The organism is Geomonas sp. Red32 (genome assembly GCF_023652955.1).
Taxonomy (GTDB): Bacteria; Desulfobacterota; Desulfuromonadia; order Geobacterales; family Geobacteraceae; genus Geomonas.
Genome location: NZ_JAKLOY010000007.1, coordinates 158,845 through 181,550 on the forward strand (window position 1 = coordinate 158,845; position 22,706 = coordinate 181,550).

The window sequence follows — 22,706 nt, forward strand, 5'->3', positions numbered from 1 at the left end:
CCTATGAAGAAACTATTTGGCACCGACGGTGTTCGCGGCGTAGCCAACGTCTATCCCATGACGGCGGAGATGGCCATGGCGATCGGGCGGGCGGCCGCCTATACCTTTAAGAACAGCAAGAGAAGGCATCGTATCGTCATCGGCAAGGACACCCGTCTCTCTGGCTACATGCTGGAAAGCGCCCTGGTCGCCGGCATCTGCTCGATGGGGGTCGACGTCCTGCTGGTGGGGCCGCTCCCGACCCCGGGCATTGCCAACATCACCTCCTCCATGCGTGCCGACGCCGGCGTGGTCATTTCCGCTTCCCATAACCCCTTCGAGGACAACGGGATCAAGTTCTTCTCCCGTGACGGGTTCAAGCTTCCCGACGAGAAGGAGCTGATGATGGAGGAGCTGATCTTCTCCAAGAAGATCGACTCCCTGCGCCCGACCGCCAAGGAGGTCGGCAAGGCCTACCGTATCGACGACGCCGCCGGCCGCTACGTGGTATTCCTCAAGAGCACCTTCCCCAAAGACCTCGACCTCGCCGGGCTGAAGATCGTTCTGGATTGCGCGAACGGTGCGGCCTACAAGGTGGCTCCGGCGGTCTTCGAGGAACTGGGCGCCGAGGTCATCACCATCGGTGTCAAACCCAACGGCACCAACATCAACGCCGACTGTGGGTCGCTGCACCCGGAAGTGATGAGCGCGGCGGTGAAGGAGCACGGAGCCGACCTCGGCATTGCCCTCGACGGCGACGCCGACCGGGTCATCTTCGTCGACGAGTACGGAAACGTGGTGGACGGCGACCGCATCATGGCCATCTGCGCCACCGAGATGATGAAGAACGGAACCCTCAAGCGGAATACCCTGGTGGCCACCGTCATGAGCAACATGGGCCTGGATATCGCCATGAAGCGGATCGGCGGCGAGGTCATCAAGACCGCCGTCGGCGACCGTTACGTGGTGGAGGAGATGGTCAAAGGAGGCTACAACCTGGGGGGCGAGCAGTCGGGGCACATGATCTTCCTCGACCACAACACTACCGGCGACGGCATTCTCTCCGCCCTGCAGGTGCTGGCCATCATGCAGCGGCGCCAAAAAAGGCTCTCCGAGCTGGCCCTGGTCATGGAGGCGCTTCCCCAGGTGCTCGTCAACGTGCGGCTGAGCCAGAAATCGGACATCATGCAGGTTCCCGAGGTCGCCAACCTGATCCGCGACGTGGAAGGGAAACTTGACGGAGCGGGGAGGGTGCTGATCCGCTATTCGGGCACCGAGCCGCTGTTACGGATCATGCTGGAAGGCACCGACGAAAGTGAGATTCGCACCTGGGCGCACGACATCGCATCGACCGTCGCCTGTCATTTGGGAGGAGAAGTTCGTGGCTAGACTGGGAGTGAACATCGATCACGTAGCGACCCTGCGCAACGCGCGGGGGGGATCGGAACCGGATCCGGTGGCGGCCGCCGCCATCGCGGAACTGGCCGGAGCCGACCAGATCACCATTCACCTGAGGGAAGATCGCCGTCACATCAAGGACCGCGACCTGCACATCTTGAGGCAGACCGTTCAGACCCGGCTGAACCTGGAGATGGCCGCCACCGACGAGATGGTGGAAATCGCCCTGAACGTGAAGCCCGAGGCTTGCACCCTGGTTCCCGAGAAGCGGGCGGAGCTCACCACCGAAGGGGGGCTCGACGTCCGCCTTCACCAGGAGGCGTTGAAGCCGTATATCGAAAAGCTGCAAGCCGGAGGCATCATCGTCAGCCTCTTCATCGATCCCGATCCCGATCAGATCAAGGCCGCCAACAAGGTCGGCGCCGACTACATCGAGATCCACACCGGATCCTTCGCCGAGGCGAGGGACTGGAAGGAGGAAGAAGAGGAGCTCATCAAGCTCGAGAACGCGGTGAAGCTCGCGAGAAAGCTCGACCTCGGCGTGAACGCCGGCCATGGGCTCAACTATGTGAACGTGAAGAAAGTGGCCGCCATCGGCGGGATCGAGGAATTCAACATCGGCCACTCCATCATGTCCCGCGCGATCCTCGTCGGTCTCCACCAGGCCGTCCGCGATATGTCCGAGCTCGTCCGCTACGCGTAAGCCCGGCGCACCGCTACCTCAGGGTAGCTCATACTGACTTTACCGCCTCTCCCCCTCCTTCAAGGGGAGGGCAGGAGTGGGGATGGGGAAAGGGGACTGGAACCTTCAGGTGCCCGTCCCCCTCTCCGGCCGTTGTTTGTTTCTGCCAACAAAAAGGCGGATCAGGATATCCTGGTCCGCCTTTTTCATTACCTGGTGGATCACGTTTACTCTATCGTATCTGCCGTTCCAGGCCTACAGGATCATGGGAGGTCCTCAGTGCTTCGCCATGCGCGAGGCGGCGCTACCGGTCTGTCTAAAGTACGAGTTGGTAGGCTCGATAGAGTTAGCCTGTTCGTTGGAAAAATAAACATCCGTTCGGGTGATAGTAACTGTAAATGCTTAACATAGACTAATACGGATAGCTCCTGCCCAGACGTCACCACACTCGTGTAACTCACCCGAGGAAAAGGATGTCCCTGCCGGCAGGGACATCAAGGTTACCGCCCTTGCGCTCGATGAAAACGAAGACGTAATCTACACGGGGGTGGTAAACGGGGTAGTCGTACTGGCTGGGCAGACAACCGACCTGGTGACCTTCTTCATGCTGCGTGCGTTGACCTCGATTACCGTCGATCCGCCCAACCAGGGCCTCTCCGCTATCGGCGCGACCCAGCAGTACACGGCGTTGGGCAATTACCACGACGATTCTACGCCGCGGGACATCTCCGGGGCAGTAACCTGGACCTCGTCGGATCCCTCAGTCGCCACCATAGATGCGACCACGGGATTGGCGACCGCCGTGGGAGCAGGATCGACCACCATAACAGCCGCTGATGGCCATCATTCAGGGCAGGCCACGCTGACCGTAACCCTCGCACCCTATATCTCCGCCGTAGTAATCAGCGTGACTGAAGGGGAAAACCCCTTGGGCTTTTTACAGCAGGTGCGAGTGTCCTCCGATAACAGCGAGCAAACTCCGGTGACTGACGCCACCGTGACGGTGAATGGAACGGTTCTTACCTACGACTCTCAAAAACGTGGCTACACAGGTTTCCAACCGATAGACCCCGGTGGTTCAGTCGAACTGAATGTGACGGTCGGAACCAACACCTACAGTGCGGCTGGCACCCAGTTCACCATCTTTCCGAGCATCACCTCACCCGTGTCAGGTGCCACGTGGGATACCGGCAGCGGCAACGACATTGTCTGGAGTGCCGGAGCTCCCTTGGAAAACGCCAACTACACCATCGGAATCTTCTCCAAGTCTCTTGGCAAATTCGTCTATCCGGCAGATAAAAATCCGATGGACAACTCTACCCGGCACTACCTTCCTGAACGTCCCTGCAGGGCAGCTCTCCCCGGCGAACGACTACTTCGTGATGGTAGCAATCGCAACTCCGGGGATGGGAGGGGGGCCGTCCGGGGGGATACCAATCGCGGGAGCCGCCGCCGGGTCCGCCCTCAAGATAGGGGGGACAACCGCCTTCGTCCCGATTTCGGTGACTGCAGCAAGTCCACCACCCTGATTGTTACCCAGGCTGATGCTGCCGTTCGAGGCTGAGCATAAGAAAGGCCTTCCTGACATAGTCGGGAAGGCCCTTTCGATTTTGTTCGCGAACTACCGGACTTCCTTCGGTGTCCTATTTGCCGCTCACCGTCAGTTGCTTGTACGGCCAGCCCTCCATCCCGTCTTCGAGAATGAAGAGACGCTTTTCCGGTATCCCCTTTAGCTGCAGGTAGTCGTACGCGTTTTTCGCACCGCCGCGGCCACGGGGGCAGACGACGACCACGTCGTTCTTGCTGGCGGCAAGCTGCGGGAGGATCCTGTCCAGTCTCTTCTTCTCATCCGCGGATTTGACCGGGAAAGAGTCGGTCTCCATGGCACCCTTGAAGTGGTGCTTCTGAAAATCGCTCGGTACCTGGATGTCGACGATCTGGATCGCTTTCCCGGTTTCCAGCCATTTTTTAAAGTCGCCAGGGGAAACATAGTTGTAGCCGAAAGCATGCGCGGCGGCTGCGAAGAACAACGAGAAAAGTATGGATGCGACGAGGGATTTACGCACTTTATTCTCCTTTACGAATAATATCCCCGTTCCGGGCCGGGGCTTCATGGGAAGCATTAAGCTAAAGGAATATACGCGAAGCTGAATCTCTTAACAATTGGAAAATTTCGATAAAGCCGAATGCCGGTATCGGAATTGACGATACCGCTTCTGTGGATTTGGGCAGTGAGGTTAGTCTCGAGTAGTGCTTCCATGGCAAGGGGGGCTGCCCGGGCGAAAGGTGACAACTTCTCTCCGAAAGTTTCACTTTCCGGATGAAAGGTGACAACTTTTTTCCGAAAGTTTTACTTTCCAAACGAAAGGTGACAACTTCTCTCCGAAAGTTTCACTTTCCGGATGAAAGGTGACAACTTTTTTTCGAAAGTTTCACTTTCCAAACGAAAGGTGACAACTTTTCTCCGGAAGTTTTACTTTCCAAACGAAAGGTGACAACTTCTCTCCGAAAGTTTCACTTTCCGGATGAAAGGTGACAACTTTTTTTCGAAAGTTTCACTTTCCAAACGAAAGGTGACAACTTCTCTCCGAAAGTTTCACTTTCCAAACAAAAGGTGACAACTTCTCTCCGAAAGTTTCACTTTCCAAACGAAAGGTGACAACTTTTTTCCGGAAGTTTCACTTTCCAAACGAAAGGTGACAACTTTTCTCCGGAAGTTTTACTTTCCGAACGGAAGGTGACAACTTCTCCCCGGAAGTTTCACTTTCCAAACGAAAGGTGACAACTTTTTTCCGGAAGTTGTGCAATTCATCGGGGCCCCTCCGATGGGGGGGCCGGCGGCGGCGTGTAAAGACACTTGAACCTCGCGGCCAAAAATGTCATCTTCTCAGCCGCCAGAGCTCGATCGGGGCAGAAGCCGGCGACAGCGGAGTGGTCGTGATCGGATAAGGAGAGGGCGGGGTTGAGGGGAAGGGGAAGGGCCGCGTAGCGGAAGATCATCGCCAATCGGCAAACCATTTGTGTGGGGGGGGGAGATGTCGTTACCCAGGAGGGACTCATTATTCATACTCGTCGCGGTTATCATTCTTTTCATACTCGCGCTTGGTACCTTGAAGGGGAAAGGCCGGGATACGCCGCACGACGAGATGCATGCCGCGGGCTACGCAGCGGCGCGGGAGGGTAAGAGCCAGTCCGCCATCGAGAGGAGCTGTAACGAGTGCCATTTCATCAAGACGATCAAAGGCCACCCTCCCAAGGAGCAATGCCTTATCTGCCACAAACTGACCGAACGCTGATGATTGTGCTCGGATTTCGGTTAGATGGGTGAGGCTACCGCAGTGCCTTGTATTTTTTCTCCACGGTCTGCTCCATCCTCATCGATAGAACGAATCCGATGCCGTTAGGGGCTGAGGCTCTTCCTGTCAGCCACATGTTCATGTCCATCTTGTCGGAGAGGGGGGCCTTTGAGGTGTCGATCGGGAAGTCCCCTGAAAAGTAGACGAAGGCGTTGGCTTTATCGACGATGAACTCGGGCGGTAACGCCGGCGAGGTAAGGTTTTCAACCTCAACGTTTCCGGTGATTCGCAAAGCCTTGATACCGTCGCTTTCGACGATCTTATCCAGTGCCGTGCTCCCCTTGATGCTGTCCGGCTTGGCCAAAATGCCAACCTCACTCAAGCTGGCAGCCATTTCCGCATTGTGGACCGGCCAGCGGTCGCCTACCTTCTTACGTTCCTTCGTTCCAAACACATCATCGTCAGTGGTCTTGTCGTGCCGCAGGGAGAAAAACAGGTTCAGGACCTTTTTCACTTCGGGAGATACCGGCTTGCCATTCACCAGAAACACTTCCTCCTTCCCCTGAAGCTCCGCCAGGATTTCAGTCCCTGCGGGTAAGATTTCCTGTTCGGGAGTCTTGCCGTTCTCGGAATACTTGCAGGCGGAGACGATCAGGCCGAGTTTACTTCCATCACCGGTATCGCCGTTCTTTAAGACCGTTACGGTTGCGTCAAGCTTACCTGAATAAGACGCCGTAGTTTCGCTTACTACTTTCAATCCCTGAGACACCTTGAAATGTTCCAGTTCCCTGCCGGATCCGGAAAGAAGATACTTGTCTCCAACTTTTTCGGGCCTGTCCAGCTTGATCTCGAACTCCTGGGCAAAGAGCTGGCCGCACATGAGAAGGGTGAAAAGTACGGACAACGCTAAAATATTCGCTCGCATGGTATCCTCTTGCTTGGCCACGGAGGGGACAAATCATTTCCCCACACATGGCAATGACGACATCGCCCAGCACTCAGCCGTGTGCTTTTGAGGCTGCTGCACGTGTTTTGGTACTGAATCTATCGATGATGCGTCCGGCGTCGATTCCGGGCCCGATCCCGCTGACAAGACCGATTCTTTTCATTTTGGAACTCCTTTCCATGCCGGGGCGTTTTACCGGTAGTTGTTCCGACAAAGAACCTTCCGGCCTGGATTTCCCCCCATGGACGCGCTGGAGTACGCCTTTAAATACGTCCTTGGGGAGTCTGCATTACTGTTCCCGTAATCACTCGAACCTACTGAAGTAGATTCCATAGGAAGGAGAACCGTCTGTCATGCCGACGTTTTGGGACCACATGACTGTCGCACGACCACTGGAATCGACTGCCAATGTTGGTGTGTCTGCGCCTCCAGGCGCGGTTTTTAGTTGCTGTGCCACGGCCCATCCGCTGGTCGGCGTGCGTACGTTGCTATAGACTTTGCCCTCTCCTGGATAAGGATCGTTGAAGTTGTATTGCAGCCACGCAACAAACACCGTCCCGTTTCCGTCGGCTGCTATTTGGGGGGTAACTACGTTGTCACCGGTACTGACAACTTCCGCGGGGAGCCAGCCGCTGGACGGAAGGAAGCGGGCTGAGACAACTTCACTCCACTGGCTCTCGACCCATACGGCGTAGAAATTCCCTTGGGCATCGTGATTGACGGATGGCCAACTACTGCCCCAAAGCGAGTCTTCGAGTTGCACGGCAGGATACCAGCCGTTGGCCGCGTCATAGTACTTTGCGATGGTGTGCGTGAGGTATCCGGGAAGGTCTTCCCCCCACACGAGCATGGTGTTTCCATTATGGGTGGCAATGGCGAGCGAAGAGACTGCCCCGGGAGTTGAGGCAATAATTTCCGGGGACGCAAAGAGGTTAGCTCCGGACTGACTCACCATCAAATAGGAACCGTTGGAGTCTCGTTCACTCCAAAACACGAACCCGGCCCCTGAAGCATCGAGGCCGATTTGGGGGGGACTATGGTCTGGAGCAGGGGATAATTGTTGAAAGGTCCAGCCGGAGTCTTGCCTGAACGTGGTGACGGTTATCCCTGAGGTGTAGAGCGAGCCGACTACATAGACGGACCCATCGTCAGTTATTGCGATGTCGTACGGAGTACCTTGCCAGCCGAGGTCTTCGACTTGGCCCCAGCCAGTCGCTGTAGAAAATCTGACGACTTGGAGAGAGTAAACTCCGCTGACGGTCCTCAGCCAGGTTACGGCACCGTTTCCGTTTTGGCTGACGCTCAGATGCAGGTTATCCCACCCAGATGCCGTGTCTCCTATCCTTTGAGGAACTCCCCATCCTGTCTCCGGGCGGTATATGTTAGCGAAAAAACCTCCCGGCTCTGCCCATACAGCATATACGTTTCCCTGACCGTCGACGGCGGATTGTTGGTAGCGAGCAGGACTTGCCAGAAGGGCGGCACTCCTCCATTGGCCGACTGCCGGTTGGCTGGATACGGTCTCAGATTTCGAGTTACCACACCCACCAAGCAAAGCGACGAGCAGAAGGCAAAGAAGATAGTGGCAAAAAAAGTTAACGTGTCGAATGTGTCACCCCCATGGAGGCCTTTCTCGGGGCGAAGAAGGCAGACTAGTTATCGGAAATGGAGTTGCCCTGGGTGCTCGGTAAGGACGTTAAAAGTATAGATTCACCAAAATACCGGAACTGATAGTGCCGATGGTATAGCCTTCGTCGTGGGAGGACCCAGTGAAGGAGCCGGAGGTGGTTGAGTGGTTTTTTTCGTACTGGGCTATTGCTCCCACATGCCCGGCAACGCTCACGCGCTGGGTGGGGAACCATTCCAATCCGATGCCGCCCTGCAGACCGGCGGTATAGGATTCGGACCGGGTTTTCGTATCAGACCCTCTGTCGAGGGTGGTTCCATATCTGCCTATAATCGCGCCATAGCAGTAGGGTGAAACTGCCTTTTCAGGCAGGAGGTAATACCTGATGCCCGGGCTGAACTGGTAGGTCTGGCTCACATAGTCGTTATGGTGCCTTAAATATAAGGTGAAATCGCCACCAAGGCTGACGTCATCGTTGAGCTTGTGCCAGTACCCGATAGTGGCACTGTTGGTTGCAGCACCCATGGTGACTGCATTGTTGCCCCTTTCTTTTACCTCCTGGGCGTCGGCAGCATTGACGGTCAAAACAACAGCTAGCACCACGGCCAACCATACCAATCTTTTCAATTTTCTCTCCTGTGCTGGAAAAATATTCATTTCAAAATTGGAGGAGAATATATAAGTAATACTCATTATTGTCAAAGCCGAAAGTTGCCCAAATGGCGAAAATTTTGAGATACCTTGGAAAGTTAGTAATCCACACACTGTTAGTACGGAGCGGTCGTAAATTCTGTGAGTACGAGGTTGAATGCTGAGGGGAGCTCTGCAGAGTAAATAAGGCTAAATTTCACTGCGTTATCGCTTTATATAATTTTCGAATTTACAAAGTATGGGCATTCACTTATAGTGTGGCCTGAATTAGCTTCTCCTTTTAAACAATGGATAATTGCTGGGCCAGGCAATATTAGTTCAGTACATGGTAAAGGAGTCGAATGAGTCTGGTAACTCTGTCCTGCCCCGTTTGCGGTTTTTCCAAGGATCTCGACTCCGCTCTGCTTCCCAAGGCGGGGAGCAAGGTCACCTGTCCCAAGTGCCGGTCGGTCTTTCCTCTTGAGCTCCAGGAGGAACCGCTGCCGTTGCCGGACGGTGAAAATGTCCCTCCCACCGATCCGCCTGCCGTCTCGCCGCCGCCTCCGGCCCGCGAAATCCCCCGCACCTACACCTTTTCCTTCACCGGTAACGCGAAGGAGTACTTCGGCATCTGGATCGTCAATACCTTGCTGCGGATCGTTACCTTAGGCCTCTACTCTCCTTGGGCGAAGGTCAGGAAAAGACGCTACTTCTACACCAACACCCTTCTCGCCGGTGCCCCGTTCGATTACCTTGCCGATCCGTGGGCCATCCTCAAGGGATGGTTCATTGCCGGTATTTTCCTCGGCCTCTACTCGCTGACCTCCAAAGTAAGTCCCCAGTATGCCGGCTTCTGGATGCTGGTATTTTTCGGCGTGTACCCGTGGGTGGTGGTCCGTTCCCGCCTCTTCAGCCTCAGAAACTCTACCCACCGCAACATCCACTTCGGATTCAACCCGGACTACCGCGAGGCATACCGGGTCTTTCTCTTCTGGCAACTGCTGGTCCCGCTTACCATGGGGATCCTGGCTCCCTACGTCATCTACCGGCAGAAACGTTTCCTGGTCGAGAACAGCCGTTTCGGGACCACCCCGTTCCGCTTTCACGCCAAACCGGACGAATATTTCAAGATATTCATCCCGGTCCTGCTGCTTTTTCCGGCGGTCGGCGCGGTGATCATCACCGCAGGCGTCCTGCACAAAGGCGGCGCGTACATGGCCTTTATCATTCCCATCCTGTTCGTCACCGGCTACCTGGTCGCCGGTGTCTATTTCCCCACGGCACTCACGAACCTTACCTGGAATTCCACGACCTTGGGGGGGCACCGCTTCTCCTGCCAGCTCCGGCTTCGGGATCTTCTCTGGATCTACTTCTCCAACGGGATTGCCATCGTCTGCACGCTCGGGCTCATGGCTCCCTGGGCGACGGTCCGGATGATGCGGTACCGGCTGGAGCATCTGAGCGCCCGCGGTGCCGGAAGTTTCGACGTCTTCCGGGCTTCCAGCGAGGAACAGGTGGGTGCCGCTTCCGAGGAGCTTGGTGACATGCTCGGTTTCGACCTGGGCCTATGAGCGAGTACGCAGCCACCTGGTACGACGGGCAGACTTCCCGTGGCCATGACGTGATCATTCACCTGGACGGCGAGATGCTCCGGGTAGCGGGGGAGGGGGTGGCGTGCGAATATCCGCTGTCCCGGGTGCGAATGGATCAGCGGCTCGGCAAGGCCCGGCGTTGCCTGCGGTTCGAAGACGGCGCCGTTGCCGAGGGCGCAGCGGACGTCTTCCTTGACGAGCTTTTAAGCAGGCAAGGAAAAAACGGGGTGATGAACCGGGTCGTCCCCCGCTGGGAGATGAATCTCAAGAAGGCCTTTGCCGCTCTCGGCATCACGGTGATCGTGGTGGCCTGTTTCATGCGTTTCGGGGTCCCGATTCTGGCCGAGAAGCTGGCCTTCGCACTGCCGCCCGCGACCGAGGAAGTCCTGGGCCGTCACACGCTGGAACTTTTGGACGAGATCGCGCTGAAGCCGTCGGAGCTCGGCAAGGAGCGGCAGGAGGATTTAACCCGGCGATTTGCCGCCATCGTGGCCGGGCACCCGGATAGGCAGGGGTGGCGGCTGGTCTTCCGCTCTTCCAAGCCCATCGGAGCGAACGCGTTCGCACTTCCCTCTGGCATCGTGGTGATCACCGACCGGATGGTGGAGATCGCCGAGAATGACGACCAGATCACCGGAGTGCTGGCGCACGAAGTTGGTCACCTGGTACGGCGTCATTCCCTGCGGAATCTACTGCAGAACTCGGTCACCGCGCTCTTGATCGCCACGCTGACCGGGGATATCACCTCGCTCCATTCGATAGCGGCGACCTTGCCGACCGCGCTGATTGACGCGAAGTATTCGCGGGATTTCGAGCGCGAGGCCGATGATGCTGCGGTGGCGTACCTGAAGGAGAAGAGGATTCCTATCCGGAGTTATGCGGAAATTCTGGCTCTGCTTGCCAAGGACCACAACATGGCGGGGGAAGGACCACGCTTCGGGGAGCTTTTCGACAACCATCCGATGATGCTGGAAAGGGTCCAGCGGGTGCTGGCGGGGTCGGGTGGATGAGGTTGGGAAGATGCGATTGATTCAGCCATTGGCAAGGAGGAAAGCATGAAGATTTGGTGGCGGGGAGCGATTATCACCCTGGTCTGGTTGCAGTTGTCCGGGCTCTGTTTTGCCAAGCAGCTCTTCCTCAAGGATGGCAGTGTCCTTGATTGCGAGTCGTTTTGGAAGCGCAACAATCAGGTCGTGGCCAAGGTCAACCGGGACGTGGTCTTGACCTTCCAGGCAAGCGAAGTGAATCTCGCCAAAAGCTTTCACCGGACCAAAAAGAAGACGGTGAAGAAAAAGCTCCATCGGGTGAGAAAAACTCACGGTGCGGTTCTCCCCGGCGGACCGGCTGCCTCCAAGGGGGGCGATGCCGGAACATCGGGATCCTTCCCGGCGGCGAACTCTTCCTCACCGGACCAAAAAGGCGCCACCGCGCCGGTTCCTCCCCCGCAGAAGAGGGTGAAGGCTGCCGCAAACGCCAAGAATCCGGAGAGTAAGGACGCTAACGCTCCAGCTCCGCCCGCACAGAAAGCCTCGGCGCAACCGCAAAACGGTGGCGCTCCCGTGGCCCCCGCCGGAGATGCCAAGCCCGCCGCAGGCACCCCTCCTGTTGGTGGTGGAGCTGACGCTCCCGCCGCCAAAGCTGCACCGTCACCACAGCCCGGTGCGGCAGCCAAACCGGCAGTCCCCCCCAAGCCGGCCGTAGCGCCCAAGCCTGCGGCTCAGGCCAAGCCGGAAGTCACCGCTGAAATGAAGCAGAAGCTGATGTCCAACCTCATCCTGATCCTTGTGAGCCTCCTGCTCATAATTGCCGGGATGTGGAAGGTCTTCGAAAAGGCGGGGTACGCCGGCTGGAAGGCGATCATTCCCTTCTACAACATGTATCTCCTGATGATCATCGCCGGAAAGCCCGGCTGGTGGTTCTTCCTGCTCTTCATTCCGGTCGTGGGGATCGCCATCCTTCTGTTGGCCTACCTGTCGCTCGCGGAGAAGTTCGGCAAGAGCGCCCTCTTCGCGGTCGGACTGGTGTTTTTCCCCATGCTCTGTTTCCCGGCCCTCGGTTTTGACCGCTCCCAGTACGGCGCCCGCAAGGAGGAACTCGAGTTCTCCTTCTCCGAGGAATGATCAAGCAAGGAATTCCCATGACCACGGCGGGAAACGACACGGCGCCTGCCGGCAAGGGGCGCCTGGTTCTCGAAGCCATACCGGACGAGGCCGTCAGAGAGAAGGTCATTGCCCTTCTTTGCCGCAGTGCCGCAGGAGCCACTCCCGAGCAGGTCGCTCAACGGTTGTCTTCGCTGCCCCTGGTCCTGTCCAGCTCGGTTTCCTCATCGACGGGAACACGCCTGGCGGAGAAACTCCGGGAATGCGGTGCCCAGGCCGTTTTCATTCCCGGCCTTTCTCCCGGGGCGGCAAAGCTGCCCGCGGGACCCCCCTCTGGGGAGGCGCGCTCCGCCCATCCTCGTAAAGGCGCTGCCGCCGCGCCTTCGCCCGGTCCCGAGCTTCCGACCGACGCCCCGGTCCTCATTCTCAATGCCTTTCTCGCCGTCCTGGTGTCCCTGTTCTCGCCCGTCTTCTACGTGGTCGCCATTCCCCTGGCTCTCTATGCTGTCCATCGCTCCGGCACCGTTCTCGAGATCCACACCGAGGTCAGAGGCTTTCTTCTCGTCGGCTCCTTCATCCCTCTTCTGAACGCCGCGATACTGCTGGTGCTCCTGGTGATGACGAGCCTGTCGCTGCGAAAAAAGGCCAAGGGGCTGCGCAAGGCGGTCAACGACCATAGGCTCCGTACACTTTTGATGCGGTTCGCGGTGACGCCCCTGATGCTCATCGCCATGCTCGGGGTTTTCAACGGGTCCCTGCCCGATTCCGCCGAGGGGCTGGTGGAAAGTGTCGAAACCCAGCTCAAACACGAAGCCGCCAAATTCGGCAAGGATCTTCCCCGCAAGGCGAATGACAATCTCACCATCGACAGCGTCACGGCAGGCCCCGGCAAGCTCCTCACCTACAACTGCACCCTTACCAAATTAACCGCTGACCGCCTTGACGTACCGCACTTCAAGGAGGCCGTCCTTCCGGGGATCAGGAAGAATGTCTGCTCCAGCAAAGAGCTGAAACGGTACATCGATATGGACGCGACTTTCGCGTACAGCTTCAAGGGCGAGGACGGGCTCCCGATCGCCACGGTAGCGATCGACTCGATCGCCTGCCGGCAGGAAAGCATGGCCAGCGAGTCGAAAGGAAAGTAGGGAAGATGGAAACGGAAACCGGATACTTCGATCGTCATGTCGAACAGGCCTTCATAGCCAAGGTGCTGGGGCTGGTCGTCATTCTGATCCTCGCCCGCGAACTGGTTGGCGGGCTGATCGGTTTCGTGCTGCTCTTCTTGCCGTTACTGTTTTTCATGTATCTCCGGTACCAGATGAGGCTGACCGGTTCCGGCCCCTGGGAGATCCTGAAAGAGCATCTGACCTTTATCCCCGTCATGAGTACCGGCTCGGAGCGAAAAAGCGAGCGGGTACCGACCGTGACCTACGGCTTGATCATTCTGAACGTGCTGATTTTTTACACCGTCCAGAGTAGCCTCCCCGACGATCTCATTTCCGATAACCTGATCTTTCTCCCCCAGCACCCGGATTTCTGGAATCTCCCGGTGAGCGCCCTGAGTTCCATGTTCCTGCACGGCAGCAACAGCCACCTCTGGGGGAACATGGCCTTTCTCTGGGTGGTCGGATCGGCGGTGGAGCGAAGGATCGACAGCGGGACCTTTCTCTTTCTGTATCTCTTCACCGGGGTGATGGGAGGGCTTCTCTTTGTCATCGTCGAGTATGTCTTTCTGGAGAACGCCGGCCACTGTCTCGGCGCTTCCGGTGCCATCGCCGGTATCATGGGGATCTTTGCCGTGCGCTGCTACTTCAAGAGCATGATCTTTCCCGTACCGATAATGGGCGTTTTCTCCCTGATCTTCCCGATCAGTTTCAAGCTTCGCCTGAACTCCCTGGTAGTCATCGGGCTCTTTTTCTACTCTGACCTGGCAGGCGGCCTATCCCAGATCGCGGGCAAATACTCCCACATCGGTCACTGGGTCCACCTCGGCGGGATGATCACCGGGATGGTGGTGGCGGGTTGGTTCCTGAAACTGGGGAACGATGCCATCGAGGAGCGTCACCTCGAGATCGGCATCAAGGCGGCGGAAACCGCTCAATGGATGGAGGACGGCGAAAGATCTCTCAATATTGCACTGGAAAGAAATCCCGGCTCCGGCGAAGCTCTCCTTGCCATGGCGCGTCTGAAATCCAGGGTGTTCAACAGTGAGGAAGCCGATTCCCTCTACTGCAGGTCCATCGAATCGCTGTTAAAGGAGACTCCGCAACTGGCTCTCGAGGCCTTCTATGAGTATTCTTACAAGTATCATGTCCAGCTCGAGGCGCGGGTGATCGATACCATCGGCACTTATGCCTTACGCTTGAAGAACAGCGAGATTGCCCTGCGGGCCTTTTCCCTGCTCGCCGACAACCCAAAAGCTTCTCCACCCGACCGCGAGCGTGCGCTGTTCCAGTGCGGCAGGCTTCTCGAAGAGACCGGCGAATTCGAACTGGCGCACCGGCGCTATCGTCAGTTCGTGGAGGAATTCCCCGATGCTCCCGCCGCGGCCCGCGTCAGGCTGAAGCTGGACGTGGACGAAGAGACCGCGGAGGAGGCGAGCCCGGCTTCCGGCCGGGAGGTTGCCGCCCCGCCCCCCCCGGGGAAGAGGAGCAGTGTTGTCCCGCCTGTTCCGGCAAGATGAGCCGCCGCCGCGCCACCAACGGGCCGCACGCCGGAGGCGTGTTCTGGGTCTGTCATGAGTACCCGAAATGCCCGCAGGTGGTGCCGGCCGTGTGAGAGAGGGAACGAGCGGGCCCGGCTCAGCCACTGCCTGCCCCTGCCGCGGGAAGCGGCGGATCGATGGAGGCATCTGATGGAAGACCACATCGGCGAACTGGAGGAGGAGGCGATCCCGGGGAGTACGAGCGCACGGGTGCTGGGTGCCTTGCAGATCATGTACGGACTGGCGGTGTTCGTGCTGGTGCTGCTTCCCGGTAACCCGATCCGGCCGCTCCATTTCCTCATGCTGGGCCTGGCCGTGCTTTTCGTGGTGAGCGGCATCGGCCTTTGCAAGCTCAACTACTACGCATGGTTCTTCAGCATCGTGCTCGCCTCCGTTTCCATTGTCAGCGGATTGGCCGTCATCGTCCTCTCCGACGTGGCAGGCGACAGCCGCAGCGGTGCGGTCGCGGCAAGCCAGATGGGACCGCCCATCATCGCTTTCTGGCTGCTGTACCTGGCCCGGAAGGCGTGCAAACGGAAGAGATGAAAACAACTACTAGCTGCCAGACGGCTGGCAGGATTGACGACGTACAACACTGAACGAACTTCGGAGGAGTAAATGCTTGATGCAGGATCGCTGTTGAGTTGGATCGGCCACCACTATTACTACCTGATTGCCCTCGCTGTCTTGATCGTGCTGCTCTGGAACTCGGTCGTCGTGGTCAGCGGCAACGAGATCGCCCTGATCGAGCGCCGCTGGTTCGGCAAGAAGATGCCGCAGGGGAGGGTGGTCGCCCTCGGCAACGAGGTTGGCATCCAGGCCCGCACCCTCGGCCCGGGGCTCCACTTCCTCATCCCTTTCATCTACAAGGCGACCAAGAGCGTCTTCACCGAGATCCTCGACGACGAGATCGGGCTGATCGAGTCGGTGGACGGCTCGGCCATCCCTTCGGGCCGCATCTTCGCCGCGGTGGTCACCGGCCACAACTCCTACCAGGACGGCGAGGCCTTCATCCGCAACGGCGGCCAGAAGGGGCCCCAGATCGAGGTGCTCCCTCCGGGGAAGTACCGGATCAACCCCTACCTCTTCAAACTCACCAAGGGGAAGGTCACCGAGATTGCGGACAACGAGATCGGCATCGTCGAGTCGGTCGACGGCGCCGCCATCCCCGAGGGACGGATCTTCGCCCACGCGGTGCAGGGGCACTCCTCCTACCAAAACGGTGAGGAGTTCATCAACAACGGCGGCCAGAAAGGGCCCCAGATCGAGATCATCCCGCCGGGCAACTACCGCATCAATCCCTACCTCTTCAAGGTGACCAAGAGCCAGGCCACCAAGGTCGGGGAAGGGGAGATCGGCCTCGTGGAATCGGCCGACGGCTCCGCGATTCCCGCCGGCCGCATCTTCGCCGCCGTGGTCCCCAGCCACAACTCCTTTCAGTCCGGGCAGGACTTCATCTCCAACGGTGGCCAGAAGGGGCCCCAGACCGAGATCCTTCCCCCGGGCGTCTACCGTATCCACCCGAACCTCTTCCGGGTAACCAAGGCGGCCGCGGTGGTCATCAACAAGGGTGAGGTCGGCGTGGTGACCGCCCAGGACGGTGCGCCGATCCCGATGGGGCGCCTGCTTGCCCAGAGCGTGCCGGGGCACTCCAACTACGAGAACGGCGAGGCCTTCCTGAAAAACGGCGGGCAGAAGGGGCCGCAGATCGACGTCCTCTTGCCGGGTACCTACCGTATCAACCTGAACCTTTTCTCCATCCAGGTCGCCCCGGCGGTGGTGGTGGAGGCTAACAAGATCGGCCTGGTTACCGCCCTCGACGGACTCCCTCTCCCCGAGCGCGAGTACGTGGCCGCGCCCATCACCGGGCATAACGATTACCAGGACGGCTCCGCCTTCCTCTCCAAAAACGGGCAGCGCGGACCGCAGCTCGACGTGCTGCGCCCCGGTACCTACTACATCAACCCCTTCATGTTCGCGGTGGAGATCGACAACGTCGCGGTGGTCGAGCGCGGGCAGGTCGGCGTCATCGTCTCCAACGTCGGCGACGACCCGACCGAAGAGATGAAGAAGCGGCTGGGCGCCTCCCAGCACGATCCCTCCGAGGAGGAGGGGAAGGAGCGCTACGTGGTTCCCAAGGGATTCCGCGGCATCCAGGAAGAGGTGGCGGGCCCCGGCCGCTACTACCTCAACCGGCGCGCCTTCATGGCCTACATCATCGACACCACCAACATCACTATCGACTGGGACGACCAGGAGGACACCCGCTTCGACCAGCTGACCGTCATCTCCAAGGACGGCTTCCCGATCCAGGTCTCGGTCAAGGTGGTCATCAGGGTCCGCCCGGACCAGGCGCCGTACATGGTCGCCAAGGTTGGCTCCATCGACAACCTGATCCAGCATGTCATTCATCCGATGATCGATTCCTCCTTCCGCAACCAGGCCTCCACCGCCTCGGCGATGAACTTCCTCCAGAGCCGGTCGGAGGAGCAGGCCAAGGCGGAGCTGAGGGCCCGCGCCGACCTCGAGCGCTACCACGTCGAGTGCGTGTCGGTCCTCATCTGCCAGATCCGGCTTCCCGAGGAGCTGATGCAGACCCAGACCAAGCGGATCATTGCCGAGCAGCAGCAGGAGATGTTCAAGATGGAGCAGCGCTCGCAGGCGGAGCGTACCGAAATGGAGAAGATGCGCGCCACCGCGGATCAGCAGCCGACGCTGGTCGCTTCCGAGATCGCGGTGAAGGTGGCGACCCAGAAGAAGACGGAGATGATTACCCTGGCCGAGGGGTCCGCCGAGGCCAAGGCGCTGGAGGGAACCGGCGAAGGTAAGCGCTTGAAGGCGATAGGCGAGGGGGAGGCCGCCAAGATCGCCGCCATCGGCGAGGCGACCGCCCAGGCCTACGAGAAGCAGCAGGAGGCCATCGGCGAGGAGGCTATCAAGCAGATCAAGATCGTCGAGCTGATCTCGCAGGCCATCGAACAGGGGGCCATCAAGATCGTCCCGGACGTGCTGGTGACCGGCGGCGGTAGTGCCGTCGACGGCCTGATGGGGCAGCTGAGCCGGTTGTTGCCGGGCGTCGACCTGATGGCGCTAACCCGCAGACATTCCGAGCCGCACCAGGGGGGACAGAGCGGTCCGCCCGCCAAGCTGTAACGGAAACAAATGCAGCAGCAACAACGAAGAGGGCTACCGGGGACCGGTGGCCCTCTTTTTTTGTCCGGCATACGGTGATTTCACTTCAGTAGGCGCGAGCCTCGTCGATAAGAGGATGAATTGGTCTGTAACCACTCTGGAAGGTAGTACGGGAGGATGTCGATGAAGATTGGGACGAGGCTGAGACTGAGTTTCGGGGTGATACTGGTAATCATCCTTGCACTGAGTGCATTCACCGTTACGATGTTTGCGCATGTTAATGGAATGGTCAAAGTCATAACCAATGATCAATGGCCGAAAACCGTGATGTTGAATACCATCAATGACAACATCAACAAGAATTCTCTGACCCTGAGAAACGCCGTCCTCATCGAGAATCCGGACGAGATGAAAAAGGAGCTTGAAAAGATCGGTGGACCCACCAAGTCCACGCTGGAAAATTTCGACAAGCTCAAGAAGACGGTCCAGGACGAGGAGGGGAAACGCCTGCTGGGTCTGATAAACGAACAGCGGGAAAGCTACAAGTCGGTGCAGAAAAACGTCATGGCCCTGATTCAGGCCAACCGCAAGAAGGAGGCGGGCGAGCTCCTGATCGATTCCTACCAGGGGGCGCAGGACCGGTACACGGGCGCCATCAAGGACATGCTGGCCCACGAGGAGAAGCTTCTCCGTAACACCACGGATGATACGGAGACCAAGTACCGGGAGACGCTGGCACTGAGCATCGTGTTCTCCGCCATTGCGGCGGGGTTAAGCCTCTTCTTCGGCTTCTTCGTCACGAGGAGCATCACCAAACCGGTTGCCGAGCTGGCGGCAGTCAACGATCAGATTGCGGACGGCAACCTGGCGGTGACGGTGAGTTTGGCCGGAAACGACGAGATCGGCCACTTGGCTGATTCGTCGCGGCGCCTGGTGGAGAAGATGCGGGAGGTGCTGAGCGAGGTGAGCCAAGCGTCGTCGCTGGTGGCCACGGCCGCCGGACAGATGCGCTCCACCTCGCAAAAGATCGCGTCAGGTACCGAAGAGGTCGCCAACCAGACGGGGAGCGTCGCCACGGCCACCGAGCAGATGAGTGCCACCAGCAGCGATATCGCCTTGAACTGCACCAGGGCGGTGGAAAGCTCGCGAAGGACGAGCGAATCCGCTTCCCGGGGAGGCGAGGTGGTCCAGGAAACCATCGCGGGCATGGCCAAGATCGCGGAACGGGTAAGGCAGAGCGCCCAGACGGTGGAGAGCCTCGGGGAGCGGTCGGAGCAGATCGGCCAGATCGTTGGGACCATCGAGGACATCGCCGACCAGACCAACCTTTTGGCGTTGAATGCCGCCATCGAAGCGGCTCGCGCGGGCGAGCAGGGGAGGGGATTCGCGGTGGTGGCCGACGAGGTGCGGGCCCTGGCCGAGCGGACGACCAAGGCGACGCGCGAGATCTCGGAGATGATCAAGAGTATCCAATCGGAGACCATGACGGCGGTTCGCGCCATGGAGGACGGTGTCCGGGAGGTAGAGAAGGGGGCGGCCACTTCGGAGAAATCGGGGGAGGCGCTGGAGGAGATCCTCCAACAGATCAACGATGTGACCCTGGAGATCAACCAGATGGCGACCGCGGCCGAGGAGCAGATGGCCACTACCAACCAGATTTCCTCCAACGTGCATCGCGTCGCCACCATCGTCAACGAAGCGGCCCGCGGCGCCAACGAGACCGCCGCAGCGTCGCACGAGCTCTCCCGGCACGCCGATCAGCTGCAAACGCTCGTCTCCCGCTTCCGGCTGGGGTAAATCTCCGACGATCTTGACGCAATAAAAGACCCCGGGCTAAGGAGCCCCGGGGTCATTTTTGCTGGCGGGAGAGAAGTTCTACATCCGGTGCCCTTTCTGCAGTGCCTGGCGGCATTCCGGCGACAGTTCGCCCTGATGGCGTCTCAGGCATTTCATCATGCGTCCCCTCCCGGCCTGCACGTTCCCGCAGAACTGGTCGATGTCGTCCTGGCACGCCTGCTGGGCCTCGCGCACGGTTTCTTTCACCTGATTGAGGTGCTCCTTGCAGGTGGCGGAGACCGATTCCTCGTGCGACTTCAGGCAGGCGAAGATCCTTCCCCCTCCCGGCTTGACATCCTTGCACCAGGTAGCTACGTCGTCCGCACAGGGCCGCTGGGCCGCCATGGCGGTCGATGCCATCAACGCTGCGATTACGGTGAAACTGGCAATTTTCATGATTACCTCCCTGAAATGCTCCACCCCATTGTTCCCCACATCCTCGCTCCTCTCCTTGTGAGACGCCTCTCCCCCGGTGCCTCGTGCCGGAGGCCGGTAACAAAGCGGATTGTAGTTCACCATCGAGGGATGTCAACGCGGGGCCGCTCCCCATCGAGTAAAATCGTTACTAGAAAATGTTGGGAACCTTTTCGTCTCCCGAAGCATCTATAGGGTAGGTACAGGAGGAACGACGATGGCAGCCGCAGCCGATGAGCGTGGGATGGTGAGGGATCAGAATGGGTGGCCGGAGGCCGGGCGAGGGTAGATTTAAAGGAGCGGGCGCTTTTGGCGAGAGGAGCTTTTCCGGTTGTGCCTGGATTGAGCCATAGGCTATAATGGCCCCCGTCGGCGACGGATGCCGGGACAGGTTCTGACACGGAGGAGTGATGACGGACGGTAATAAAGGGAAAAAGTCGCTGATGGCACAACTGTTCTCCACGGAGACCGTCATCTGCATCGTCGGGATCGGCTGCGTGGTCTATGGCCTGATTGATGGGTTCAAGGTCATGCAGACATTCTTCGGCTTCTGCATCATCCTGGGAAGCTTCGCGCTGCGGCTGGTGAGGACCAAGGACTGGGATGCCCACTGGGCAGAGCAGCAGCGGGTCCGCCAGGCACATGAGGCGCGGATGGCTCAGGAGAGGGAAGAAAAGAAGTAAGGGGCGGAACGCTACCGGAAGATAGAGAAAGAGGCGGAGGGAAATTCCCTTCGCCTCTTTTTATTCAGTGGGCGGCGGGAGGGCGGGCGTGATGGACCGGCTTCTTCAGGAGCAGGAGCAGGGGGATGATGACGATGAAGGCCATGCCGACGATGAAGAAGATCCGGTTGTAGGAGAGCATGTAGGACTGCTTCACTACCGTCCCGTAGACGATCCCGAGGGCTGTTTTCTGGGCGGTTACCGCATCCACCCCCTTGGCCATGGTGGCCGCCTTCAGCATGGCGATTTTCGATTGGGCGGCCGGGCTGTACGGGGTCACGTGGGCAACCAGGTTGGTCTGGTAGAACTGGGCGTAGCGCTGCAGCAGGGTGGCGGAGATGGCGATCCCGACGCTCCCCCCGATGTTCCTGAGCAGGCTGTACATCCCCGTCGCGTTCCCCATCTCCTCCTTGGCAATGGTGGAGAGGGTGAGGGTGGTGAGGGGGACGAAGGTCATGGCGAGGCCGACGCCGAGCACCACGCGGGGCCAGACGAAGTCGCGGTACGCCGCCTCCATGGAGAAGTGCTGCATGATGAACATGGAGATGGCCCCGACGGTGAGGCCGCAAAGAACGACCTTCCTGCCGTCGTAGCGCTGGATGATGGCTCCCACGAACGGCATGCAGACGAGGGTCGCCACCCCGCCCGGGGCGAGCACCATGCCTGCCATGGTGGCGTTGTAGCCCATCAGGGTCTGGAGAAAGAGCGGGATCAGCATAATGGAGCTGTACAGGCAGAAGCCGACCGCGAACATGATGAGATTGCCGGCCGAGAAGGATACGTTCTTGAAGAGCCGCAGGTTCACGATGGGATGCGGATGGGTAAGCTCAACGTAGACCAGCGAGAGCAGCGAGAAGGCGGAGATGGCCGAGAACGCAAGGATTAACGGCGAGTTGAACCAGTCCTCCTGCTGCCCCTTGTCGAGCACGATCTGGAGCGCACCCAGACCGACCACCAGAAGCGCCAGTCCCCAGTAGTCGATAGTGGCCTTGGCGCGCTTGATATAGCTGGGGTCGAAGATGAAGAAGGTGGCCATGACCATGGCGACGACCCCGATCGGCATGTTGATGTAGAAGATCCACCGCCAGCTCATGTTGTCGGTGATCCAGCCGCCGAGGGCGGGGCCGATGATGGGGCCGAACATGGCGCCGATGCCGAAAATTGCCATCGCCATCCCCTGCTGGTAGGGGGGGAAGGTTTCCATGAGGATCGCCTGGCTGATGGGGATGAGCGCACCGCCGGCGGCACCTTGCAGGACGCGGAAGAAGATGAGGGCGCCGAGGCTGGGGGCCGCGCCGCAGAGGAAGGAGGCAAGCGTGAAGAGGACGATGCAGGTCATCAGGAAGCGCTTGCGGCCGAACATGCGGGCGAGCCAGCCGGTCATCGGGAGGACGACGGCGTTACTGACCAGGTAGGAGGTCAGCACCCAGGTGATCTCGTCGGTACCGGCGTTGAGGCTCCCCTGCATGTGCGGGAGCGCCACGTTGGCGACCGAGGTGTCGACGATCTCCATGATGGCCGGGAGCATGACCGTGATGGTTACCAGCCACTTGTTAACTTGTTTTTCGTCTTCTGCTTTTGTCATAAATATCTGTTCGCCACGGAGCTACGGAGAAAATCCGGAGAAGACAAAAAACATGCGCCACGGA

Annotated in this window: 19 protein-coding genes; 13 read left to right on the plus strand and 6 right to left on the minus strand. The window is 59.0% G+C overall.

Annotated features, from left to right (window positions below; genetic code table 11):
• Window positions 1-3: 3 nt before the first annotated feature.
• The 3 genes from glmM to L4X63_RS17795 all read left to right on the plus strand — a co-directional run bounded on the left by glmM (window position 4) and on the right by L4X63_RS17795 (window position 3,623).
• The gene (gene glmM, locus L4X63_RS17785; RefSeq protein WP_250679995.1) at window positions 4-1,368 is read left to right on the plus strand and encodes a phosphoglucosamine mutase; all 1,365 of its coding nucleotides are present in this window, start codon (window positions 4-6) and stop codon (window positions 1,366-1,368) included.
• Window positions 1,361-2,080 (plus strand): pyridoxine 5'-phosphate synthase, encoded by a 720-nt coding sequence (locus L4X63_RS17790; protein WP_250679996.1) that lies wholly within the window; start codon window positions 1,361-1,363, stop codon window positions 2,078-2,080. The genes glmM and L4X63_RS17790 overlap by 8 nt, the downstream gene beginning before the upstream one ends.
• 571 nt (window positions 2,081-2,651) lie before the next feature.
• Complete coding sequence (locus L4X63_RS17795; RefSeq protein WP_250679997.1) at window positions 2,652-3,623, plus strand: Ig-like domain-containing protein; 972 nt, start codon at window positions 2,652-2,654, stop codon at window positions 3,621-3,623.
• A gap of 79 nt (window positions 3,624-3,702) precedes the next feature.
• On the opposite strand, the gene L4X63_RS17800 is transcribed toward L4X63_RS17795, so the two are convergent.
• Window positions 3,703-4,125, minus strand: a complete 423-nt coding sequence (locus L4X63_RS17800; protein ID WP_250679998.1) for a rhodanese-like domain-containing protein — start codon at window positions 4,123-4,125, stop codon at window positions 3,703-3,705.
• 1,044 nt (window positions 4,126-5,169) lie between these two features.
• On the opposite strand from L4X63_RS17800, the gene L4X63_RS17805 reads away from it, so the two are divergent.
• Window positions 5,170-5,355: a hypothetical protein gene (locus L4X63_RS17805; RefSeq protein WP_250679999.1), complete on the plus strand. Its 186-nt coding sequence runs from the start codon at window positions 5,170-5,172 to the stop codon at window positions 5,353-5,355.
• A 34-nt stretch (window positions 5,356-5,389) separates the two neighbouring features.
• On the opposite strand, the gene L4X63_RS17810 is transcribed toward L4X63_RS17805, so the two are convergent.
• From L4X63_RS17810 to L4X63_RS17820, 3 genes are all read right to left on the minus strand, one after another.
• Complete coding sequence (locus L4X63_RS17810; RefSeq protein ID WP_250680000.1) at window positions 5,390-6,280, minus strand: hypothetical protein; 891 nt, start codon at window positions 6,278-6,280, stop codon at window positions 5,390-5,392.
• Between the two features lie 325 nt (window positions 6,281-6,605).
• Complete coding sequence (locus L4X63_RS17815; RefSeq protein WP_250680001.1) at window positions 6,606-7,256, minus strand: hypothetical protein; 651 nt, start codon at window positions 7,254-7,256, stop codon at window positions 6,606-6,608.
• A 741-nt stretch (window positions 7,257-7,997) separates the two neighbouring features.
• A complete protein-coding gene (locus tag L4X63_RS17820) occupies window positions 7,998-8,555 on the minus strand; it encodes a hypothetical protein (RefSeq protein ID WP_250680002.1) in 558 nt (185 codons plus the stop codon).
• Between the two features lie 365 nt (window positions 8,556-8,920).
• Between L4X63_RS17820 and L4X63_RS17825 the strand changes: the two genes are divergently transcribed.
• The 8 genes from L4X63_RS17825 to L4X63_RS17860 all read left to right on the plus strand — a co-directional run bounded on the left by L4X63_RS17825 (window position 8,921) and on the right by L4X63_RS17860 (window position 19,882).
• Window positions 8,921-10,129: a DUF898 family protein gene (locus L4X63_RS17825; RefSeq protein WP_250680003.1), complete on the plus strand. Its 1,209-nt coding sequence runs from the start codon at window positions 8,921-8,923 to the stop codon at window positions 10,127-10,129.
• A complete protein-coding gene (locus tag L4X63_RS17830; protein ID WP_250680004.1) occupies window positions 10,126-11,160 on the plus strand; it encodes a M48 family metallopeptidase in 1,035 nt (344 codons plus the stop codon). Before L4X63_RS17825 ends, L4X63_RS17830 begins: the two co-directional genes overlap by 4 nt.
• 45 nt (window positions 11,161-11,205) lie before the next feature.
• Complete coding sequence (locus L4X63_RS17835) at window positions 11,206-12,270, plus strand: DUF5684 domain-containing protein (RefSeq protein ID WP_250680005.1); 1,065 nt, start codon at window positions 11,206-11,208, stop codon at window positions 12,268-12,270.
• A complete protein-coding gene (locus L4X63_RS17840; RefSeq protein WP_250680006.1) occupies window positions 12,267-13,394 on the plus strand; it encodes a hypothetical protein in 1,128 nt (375 codons plus the stop codon). The genes L4X63_RS17835 and L4X63_RS17840 overlap by 4 nt, the downstream gene beginning before the upstream one ends.
• 5 nt (window positions 13,395-13,399) lie before the next feature.
• Entirely contained in the window at window positions 13,400-14,932 is a 1,533-nt protein-coding gene (locus L4X63_RS17845; protein ID WP_250680007.1) for a rhomboid family intramembrane serine protease, read from the plus strand.
• A gap of 171 nt (window positions 14,933-15,103) precedes the next feature.
• Window positions 15,104-15,499: a hypothetical protein gene (locus L4X63_RS17850; RefSeq protein ID WP_250680008.1), complete on the plus strand. Its 396-nt coding sequence runs from the start codon at window positions 15,104-15,106 to the stop codon at window positions 15,497-15,499.
• A gap of 72 nt (window positions 15,500-15,571) precedes the next feature.
• Window positions 15,572-18,106, plus strand: coding sequence for an SPFH domain-containing protein (locus L4X63_RS17855; RefSeq protein WP_250680009.1), 2,535 nt, complete (start codon window positions 15,572-15,574; stop codon window positions 18,104-18,106).
• 162 nt (window positions 18,107-18,268) lie between these two features.
• A complete protein-coding gene (locus tag L4X63_RS17860) occupies window positions 18,269-19,882 on the plus strand; it encodes a methyl-accepting chemotaxis protein (protein ID WP_250680010.1) in 1,614 nt (537 codons plus the stop codon).
• A gap of 78 nt (window positions 19,883-19,960) precedes the next feature.
• Here L4X63_RS17860 and L4X63_RS17865 read toward each other — a convergent pair whose 3' ends face one another.
• Entirely contained in the window at window positions 19,961-20,317 is a 357-nt protein-coding gene (locus tag L4X63_RS17865; protein ID WP_250680011.1) for a cysteine rich repeat-containing protein, read from the minus strand.
• A 428-nt stretch (window positions 20,318-20,745) separates the two neighbouring features.
• On the opposite strand from L4X63_RS17865, the gene L4X63_RS17870 reads away from it, so the two are divergent.
• Window positions 20,746-21,018 carry a hypothetical protein gene (locus L4X63_RS17870; protein ID WP_250680012.1) on the plus strand — a complete coding sequence of 91 codons (273 nt, stop codon included), beginning with the start codon at window positions 20,746-20,748 and terminating at the stop codon, window positions 21,016-21,018.
• Between the two features lie 64 nt (window positions 21,019-21,082).
• On the opposite strand, the gene L4X63_RS17875 is transcribed toward L4X63_RS17870, so the two are convergent.
• Window positions 21,083-22,642 carry a DHA2 family efflux MFS transporter permease subunit gene (locus tag L4X63_RS17875; protein WP_250680013.1) on the minus strand — a complete coding sequence of 520 codons (1,560 nt, stop codon included), beginning with the start codon at window positions 22,640-22,642 and terminating at the stop codon, window positions 21,083-21,085.
• Window positions 22,643-22,706 lie beyond the last annotated feature (64 nt).